Below are 7,342 nucleotides of genomic sequence, written 5' to 3'. Positions count from 1 at the left end.
AATGAAAAGGAGGCTCTTTATTTTGAAAATTTTTAAGTATTTACTCTTTTTGTGTCTACTTTATTGACATCTATCCACAGCAGCAACTATGCCACCATGACCATAAATTTCGCTTATTGCATCTTGTATCTCTTTATTGTTAGGAAAATCAAACATCACACCATGTCCTCCAGTAAAATAAATCACATCATATTCATGAGGTTTCGCCTGATCGATAGAGCGAGCATTTTTTAGCAAACCCATAAAATGTTCATCATTGTAATACTTTTTCGTTACACTATCCAACATGAATGTGCTTAAACTGACTGGGTCAATCGGCGTGCTTCCACCCTCAACATTAAATAAATCAATTTGATAATCAGCGGTGTTAAAGTGATCATAAAAATGAACGAGTTCACCTAGCCATAGACCCGTAGGCTTTGTAGTTCCTTCAAAATGATTAGAGCTTGTGTTTACAATCATTATCTTTTTCATCATCATTCTCCTTTGACAAATTTATTACTTGTTAAATACTTTTCTAATGCCTTCATCAAAAGTTGTGATTTTAAAATCAGGAAATCTTTTCTTGAATTTATCCGATTTAAATACATTATCATATTTATATCTAGGCAATAATTCGATAAGCTCTTTGACTTGTTGATTAAACAAGCTACCTATCTTAAAAAGCCACATTGGTAGCACAGCATAATTGATTTTCTTGCTTAAAATCTTTTCTGTTTTATTGATTATTTCTTTGTAGGTAATGCTTTCATCAGTAGGTAAATGCCATGTTTCTCCGTACGCATCAGGGGTATTACCTAACAAAGCTAAAGCACGACTCGCATCAGGCGTCCAAATAAGTGAACGTAAAACCGAATCACTCAACGGAACAAAGGCACGTTTATCTTTTTTAATCCGATTAAACACTAATGAATTTGTGATACTTTGCGTTAAATCTGGACCATAAAATTCTGGTGCACGACCAATCACAGCATCCACTTTTTTCTCTTTCATTGCTGACAGTAACAGCTCAGCCATTTCCGCGCGAACTTGTGATTTGCGTCCCACTGGAACAAAGGGACTATTTTCCACTTGAACATTAGCATTTTTTTCATACATATAAGTGTTATCAAAAAATGCTAATTTACTATTCGTTTCTTGGCAAGCTTTGATGATGTTTTCCATAATTGTCGGAAACTGATTTTCCCACATTTCTGAGTTGGCAGGTAAGCCAACAGCAAAATAAACAATATCGCTACCCGCTACAGCCTTATACGTTTCTTCATAGCTCATTAAATCAGCTGCCACTAACTCATCAGACTCGTGAATCTTTTTAGGCTTCCTGCTAACTAAGCGAATCTCTTTAGTATAGTTTTTATAAAGTTCCTTTGCTATTTCTTGCCCGATTTGCCCATTGCTTCCTAGTACTGTTTGCATTGTAATCCACTCCAATTTATTAATATTTAACTATAAATTAAGGATTATGCGTCAATCATATGTTATAACATGAATTATTATCTTCATTACCCTTTATAAGACACAGTTATTATCTAGATAATAACATCCATAAGTTTAAACATATGAACATAAAACCCAAAAATAAAACTTATTTATTCCCTTTATTTTCAAGATCTTCTTCAAGAGAGCGAGTCAATTCTTTCAACCAATCTAAAGCATCTTCTAAATCCGAGCTGTAGTATCGCTCAAGTCCTACTTGGCTAACAGATAAAACACCTGCATCTAGCATCAACTTTAAGTGATGAGAAACAGCTGGACGTGAAATGGGTAATAGTGAAGTAATTTGATTGACCGTTAATTGTTTTTCGCGGCACAACAAAACAAGAATCTGTTGACGCTTTTCATCTTGCAGAACACTTAAAATTTTGCTGCCTCTTTTAAAGATTTCGAGTGTTTGCTCTACCATTTCCATGCTCCTTTAAAATAAATTTTCATATTTTAACTCTTTTATTATAGCGCTATTTTCATTATGTGCAAGTATTAATCATAAAATCTATCATCGCTATTTCCAATTCAACGCTTAAGTAACGACGCCAGTTCCTGCTCCGTCAGTGCCCGGTATGCACCAAGCGACAAAGATTCGTCCAGTTCCAAACTCGCCATTTTTTCGCGCTTCAAGTAAGTCACCTTTTTCCCGCGCGCCTCAAACATCTTTTTGATTTGGTGAAATTTTCCCTCACGAATCGTCACGCGTGCCTCTCCCGCAGCAAGAATCTCCAGTTTAGCTGGTAACGCTTCGTACCCATCCAGAAAAACGACTCCAGTTTCAAAAGCAGTTTGGTCTTCCTGCGTAAGTTCGCCTGTCACTTTTGCAAAATAAACCTTATCGACGTGTTTCTTTGGTGAAAGTAACGTATGAGCAAGCTCGCCATCATTTGTAATCAAAAGTAAACCTTCCGTATCCTTGTCAAGCCTTCCCACAGGAAAAAGTCCTTGTCGCTTGTCTTCTGGCTTAAATAAATCTAATACCGTCCGGTCAAATTTATCCTCAGTCGCACTAATCACTCCTTGCGGCTTATTGAGCATCCAATAAGAAAACTCAGCAAACTGAACCCGTACCCCGTTCATAACAATTTCATCCGTTTCAGGCTTCACTTTTAGCCCACCATCTTTAACTCGCTTTTCATTTACTTGTACCTGGCCTTTTTTAAGTAAGTCCTTTACTTCCTTACGCGTCCCAAATCCCGCGTGCGCCAACAATTTGTCTAGCCGCATTTATAAAAGCTCCTTCGCCTCAGTCTCCTTTGATTTTATCAGCTTTTCAAGTCGCAAACAATAAAAAGAGAACTCGCAAGGAGTTCCCCTACAAACTTTCAAGTTCAGCTGCACAGCGTGTTTCAGAAAACTGTCCCGAAAGTGATTGCTGTAAACGATATTCATCTAACTTTCTTTCAATTTGTACAAGCACTTCAAATTTACCAAATTCATCTGCTGCTGCAAGTAAATTCTGCAACTCGAAAAACAGCCGATCGAGCTGCTCGAAATCTTCTTTTGTCGCCTCAAGAGCTTCCCTTCCGTTTCGCATCTTCTATACCCTCCTAAAATGTAACCCCTTTCTTATTCTTTATTTTACGCTAAAATGAAATTTTTAAACCCATTTCTCGAAAAATTCACAAATTGTACAAATTCGCGAGAAAAAAAGCAATTTTTTTCCTTTTTTTGACAAACTCAGGCAACAAAATAGTCAAAATCATTCTTTAAGAATTTTGAGGATATCTTGATAGCGAATTTTTTTCGGCGCAGAACCTTGAACAGAAAAATCGCTTTTCAAATGGACTTCCACTTCATCGCCCACCACTAGATCGGATACATTGATGGCACGGTCATCTTTCTGGTTGCTAATTTTGCTGATCGAAGCAAGCTCAATCGGCCCCTTGATCGCTTTTCCCTCTTCCGATTCAAGTTGGTCCACAAATACACCTTTCGCCTCGCTCGTTCCATTTTCACTGACATTTCCCGTATAAATCACGTAAGGATCCTTCGTTTCCTCCGTTTGCCCGCAAGCCACTAAAAGCAAAAGACAAACGCCGACAATAGCAAGTAAACTTTTTTTCATGTTTTTCTCCTTCAAAGCAAATTCTTTCTTTTATCATATGAAAAAAACACAGCTTCTTCAAAGAAAAAGCTGTGTTTCGGGTTTATTCTAGAACAAATTGATTGTGATAGAGTTCCGCGTAGAAGCCTTTCTGCTTGAGAAGCGACTCATGCGTACCTTCCTCGATCACTTCCCCATTCCTAAGAACGACAATATGGTCAGCCCCTAGAATCGTCTTCAAACGGTGTGCGATAACGAAACTTGTTCGTCCAGAAATCACATTATCCATCGCCGTTTGGATCTTACTTTCCGTAACTGTATCCACATTACTTGTTGCTTCATCTAGGATAAGCAAGCTTGGATTGGTTAAAATCGTCCTAGCAATACTGATCAGTTGTTTTTGTCCGACACTGAAAATACTATTTTCATCGCTAATCTCTGTATCATAGCCTTTATCAAGCGAAACTATAAACTCATGAATATGGGCTTGTTCCGCGGCGGCGATAACCTCTTCACGCGTCGCATCCGGTTTCCCAAACGCAATATTATCATGGATGGTTCCAGAGAAGAGCACAGAATCCTGCAAGACGATCCCCACTTGTTTCCTGAGCGAATGCAGTTCAATGTCTCTAATATCTTTCCCATCAAAGAGAATTTCGCCACTATCAACATTATAAAAGCGATTTAGTAAGTTCATGATCGTTGTTTTCCCTGAACCAGTCGGCCCAACAACAGCAACCATCTGACCTTTTTCAAGACCGATCGTCACATCTTTTAGAACTGGCTTATCTGGCGTGTAGCCAAATTTCACATGGTTCAGCTCTACTTTTTTATGGACGCCATCAATCGTTTGGACATTTGGACGTTCCACTTCATCTTGTTCTTTAAAGACTTCGCTCACACGGCGTGCCCCAGTAATCGCTAGTTGCAACATGCTGTACTGTGAAGAAATTTGCGTAAGCGGCATATAAAACTGTTGCGAATACTGAACGAACATCACGATGAGACCGAGCGCTACTGTCCGGTCAAGGCTACCATTTAAAGCCAGATAGCCACCGAAGAAAATAACGATCGCCGTGTTAACAAGTGAGATCCCTTGCATTACTGGGAACAACAAGCCAGAGTAAACTTGACCTTTATACGTTGCATTTTTAACGATTTCATTGTGCTTTAAGAAACCTCGGATCGTTTCTTCTTCCAAACCATTCGTGATGACCACTTTTTGACCGGAGATTTTTTCATCAATATAGGCATTCAAGCGGCCCAAACTATCTTGCTGCAAGTCCACATAGCGGCGTGCTTTCCGGATGATGATTCCCGCAATAATCACAGCAAACGGAGCCGCAATCAATGTGACAAAAGCAAGTTCCACATTTTGCGTGAACATCATGATGATAACACCGATCATGAGTGCTAAATTCGAAAGCACTTGGACAAGCGCTTGGTTGAGCGTATTCGAAATGTTATCCATATCACTCGTAAAGCGACTCAGCATTTCGCCATCATTGTGACTATCAAAGAAGCGAATCGAAAGTTTCTCCATTTTCTTGAATAGCCCGATCCGCATCCGGTTCGTTGCCTTCCCAGAAACACCTGCCATGATGATATTTTGAATGAACATCGCAACTGACGTTAATATATAGAATAAAAGTAGCATGAGCAAGATATGGTGAAAATCAGATTTATCATCCACACCCGTTGTTACAAGTTTCACTGCATAATCCGCTAATTCTTGCACAGCTTTACCGACATATTGTGGCGCTTTAACTTGCAAGAAAGTAGCGCCGATAACTGCCAGAAGAATTACAAATAGTTGAAGTTTATAGGCGCGAAGGTAGTGCCAGAAGAACTTCGTGATTTGTCTAAACTCACTCATTTTCGAACACATCCTTCCCTTTTTGTGTTTCATAGATTTCCTGATAAACCGGGCTTGTTTGAAGCAGCTCATGATGATTTCCGACTGAAACGAGCTTTCCTTTATCAAGAACAAGAATCTTGTCTGCTTGAATAACAGAAGAAATCTTTTGCGCAATAATAAAGGTTGTCGTGTCATTTAATTCGTTTGCAAGCGCCTCTTTGACTAGCTTTTCAGATTTGGCATCGAGCGCACTCGTCGAATCATCCAAAATTAAAATTTTCGGCGTCCCGATAACACCACGCGAAATCGAAAGGCGTTGCTTCTGACCACCAGAATAGTTGTTTCCACGTTCCTCAACGATCGCTTCATAACGTTTTTCTTGATGCTCAATAAATTCCTTCGCTTGCGCAATCGTCGTGGCATTTTCCATATCCGTTTCAGAAGCATTTTGCTTCCCTTGCCGTAAATTATCCGAAATCGTTCCGGAGAAAAGGACAGCTCGCTGTAAAACAAGAGAAACCGTTTGACGAAGCGTTTTTTTGTTTAGCTTCTTCAAGTTCTCCCCGCCGACTAAAACTTCCCCTTCTTGCGGATCATAAAGTCGCGGAATAAGTTGAGCAAGCGTTGACTTCCCAGATCCTGTCGCACCGACAATTCCGACCGTCTCGCCTGGCTCTGCTTTAAAGGAAATGTGCGACAAGGCATCTTCATCATCCCCTTCATAGCGGAAACTTACATCTTTAAATTCAACACGTCCATCTAAATCTTCTTCTTTTGCATTCGGATCATAAGTAATATCCGCATCCGTATTCAAAACTTCACTGATCCGACCAAGCGAAACAAACGCGCGGGAAGCCATCATCGTAAGCATCCCACCAATAATGATCGCCATCATGATTTGCATCAGATAGTTCATAAAGGAAGCGACCGCACCGATCACATTTGGATCATCCTTCACCATATCGCCTACAAAATAAATAGAAACGACAATCGCAAGGTTTGAAACGAACATGAAAGCTGGAATCATCACAGAGAACAAAACCCCAACTCGAATCGTATGCGCAGTTAATTTGTCACTTGTTTCCGTAAAACGATTAATTTCATTATCTTCTTGAACAAAGCTTTTGACGACGCGCATCCCAGCAAGATTTTCTTTCGCAATCGCATTTACTTTATCAAGGAAAGTTTGAATTTTTACGAAGTGCTTACCCATAGCGCCAAACGTCAACATAACGATCAAAACGACGAGTACAACAAGGAGAATGATTACCCACCAAAGTGCAGGTAAAGTCACCATTGCAAGCACAAAACTTCCGATAAACATGATCGGAATCCGCGTCAACGATTGAAGTGACAACATCACGAGATTCTGCACCTGCGTAATGTCATTCGTTTGTCGTACAACAAGGTTCCCCGTTGAGAACCGCTCAATGTTGCTAAATGAAAAGGTTTGAACTTTGCGAAAACTGCTTTCGCGAATGTCTGCGCCTACCCCCTGCGCAATTTTGGCTGACAAAATCGTATTTAAAATTCCAGCTACTAAGCCAATCACCGCGATTACAATCAGCAGAATTCCAATGGATGAAATCTCATCCATCTTGTCCTTCACAATCGCATCCAAAACTTGCTGCAGTAATTTTGGTTGCCACAATTGTGAAATAACCATGATCGCAACAAAGATTGTTGAAAAAATGGTCTCAACTCGATACTTTTTCAAGTGCTGTAGTAATATTTTCATTGTTTCCCTCCCATTTCAACAAAAATCAGACGAACACTTATTCTACTTGAATTTAAAATGATTTTCAAGCTTTAATCCGATAAAGTTTAAAAATCAGTCCAGAGACTGATTAACTTTTGTACATTAGTCGATACAATCGCTTAGCAATGCTCCTTTCAGCTTCGCATAAACATAAAATATTTTATTAAATGACAAAAATGTAAGATTTATCACC

General features: G+C 39.4%; 7 protein-coding genes and 1 pseudogene. All 8 read right to left on the bottom strand.

The features are described from left to right. Positions 1–75: 75 nt before the first annotated feature. A pseudogene (locus HCK02_RS12790) lies at positions 76–474 on the bottom strand (type 1 glutamine amidotransferase domain-containing protein); the annotation flags it as partial. Between the two features lie 24 nt (positions 475–498). Then, positions 499–1,416, bottom strand: coding sequence for an NAD-dependent epimerase/dehydratase family protein (locus tag HCK02_RS12785; protein ID WP_167630490.1), 918 nt, complete (start codon positions 1,414–1,416; stop codon positions 499–501). Positions 1,417–1,585: 169 nt separating this feature from the next. Next, positions 1,586–1,903, bottom strand: a complete 318-nt coding sequence (locus HCK02_RS12780; protein WP_167630489.1) for an ArsR/SmtB family transcription factor — start codon at positions 1,901–1,903, stop codon at positions 1,586–1,588. A gap of 107 nt (positions 1,904–2,010) precedes the next feature. Continuing rightward, positions 2,011–2,712: a pseudouridine synthase gene (locus tag HCK02_RS12775; RefSeq protein WP_167630488.1), complete on the bottom strand. Its 702-nt coding sequence runs from the start codon at positions 2,710–2,712 to the stop codon at positions 2,011–2,013. A gap of 88 nt (positions 2,713–2,800) precedes the next feature. Beyond that, complete coding sequence (locus HCK02_RS12770; protein ID WP_167630487.1) at positions 2,801–3,022, bottom strand: hypothetical protein; 222 nt, start codon at positions 3,020–3,022, stop codon at positions 2,801–2,803. Between the two features lie 165 nt (positions 3,023–3,187). Further along, a complete protein-coding gene (locus HCK02_RS12765) occupies positions 3,188–3,553 on the bottom strand; it encodes a hypothetical protein (RefSeq protein WP_167630486.1) in 366 nt (121 codons plus the stop codon). A gap of 82 nt (positions 3,554–3,635) precedes the next feature. Then, positions 3,636–5,408: an ABC transporter ATP-binding protein gene (locus HCK02_RS12760; RefSeq protein ID WP_167630485.1), complete on the bottom strand. Its 1,773-nt coding sequence runs from the start codon at positions 5,406–5,408 to the stop codon at positions 3,636–3,638. Further along, complete coding sequence (locus tag HCK02_RS12755; protein ID WP_167630484.1) at positions 5,401–7,128, bottom strand: ABC transporter ATP-binding protein; 1,728 nt, start codon at positions 7,126–7,128, stop codon at positions 5,401–5,403. Before HCK02_RS12755 ends, HCK02_RS12760 begins: the two co-directional genes overlap by 8 nt. Positions 7,129–7,342: the final 214 nt, after the last annotated feature.

The sequence above is a fragment of the Listeria valentina genome, assembly GCF_011800755.1.
Lineage (GTDB): Bacteria > Bacillota > Bacilli > Lactobacillales > Listeriaceae > Listeria > Listeria valentina.
The sequence above is the reverse complement of the archived record's forward strand: the minus strand, read 5'-3'. Positions and strand labels throughout refer to the sequence as shown.